Annotated in this window: 1 protein-coding gene; it reads right to left on the minus strand. The window is 66.6% G+C overall.

What is annotated here, in order from left to right; translation table 11 throughout:
- Window positions 1–654, minus strand: a 654-nt coding sequence (locus tag EOA29_RS38635) for an FAD-dependent oxidoreductase (protein ID WP_127222525.1), incomplete at its 3' end; no start/stop codon positions are given.
- Between the last annotated feature and the right edge of the window lie 121 nt (window positions 655–775).

The raw sequence follows: 775 nt of genomic DNA on the forward strand, positions 1-775 counted from the left end.
GACGTAGATCGGATGACGCGGATGGAGCAGACGCACCGGCCGGGCGAGCGAGACCTCACGCGTGTGGAGGAGCAGCATTTCGCCGCGCACGCCGCGCAAGTCGTCGTCGGCTCGCGCGATGCCCGTGCAGTCGATCACCTGATCGAAGTCGGAAAGGGCAACCTCGCCCGCCTCGAAAAGGAAGACGACGCCCATGGCGCGCAGTTTGCCGGCGAGGGCTTCGAGAACCCGACGGGGATCGAGATGGGCTTCGCCGGCAAAGAACAGGCCCTGGCGGAAGCGACCGGCAAGATCGGGTTCGAGGGCGGCAATCGCCTTTTCGTCGAGCGGCTCACAATTGCGCGTGCGAGCCGAAAAACGGGCAAGCTCGAAGGCGTCGCGCGCGTGAGCGACGACGAGAGTGCCGGCCCTTGTCACGAGCCCGGGCAGCGTCCTTTCCCACCAGTCGGCCGAAACCTTGCCGAGCGTGACAACCGCCTCCTCGGCGCTTTCGCGTTCGCACCAGGGGGCGAGCATGCCGCCAGCGAGCCAGGAGGCGTTGCCGCCTATCTGGCTGCGAATTTCAGCAACCGTGACCGACGCACCCCGCGCGGCCAATTCGTGGGCGACGGTGAGGCCTGCCACACCGGCGCCTTTGACAAGGACGCGGCGCATGGCTCAGTGCGTCTCCCGATCTTTCTGCGCCAAAGCCTGATTTTCCGCCTCGGGCGGTTCGACCGGCATATAGAGATCGCCGCCTGCGCGATATTTCTCCGCCATCGCCGCCATCCCCTCC

Source organism: Mesorhizobium sp. M1E.F.Ca.ET.063.01.1.1, from assembly GCF_003998155.1.
Classification (GTDB): Bacteria; Pseudomonadota; Alphaproteobacteria; order Rhizobiales; family Rhizobiaceae; genus Mesorhizobium.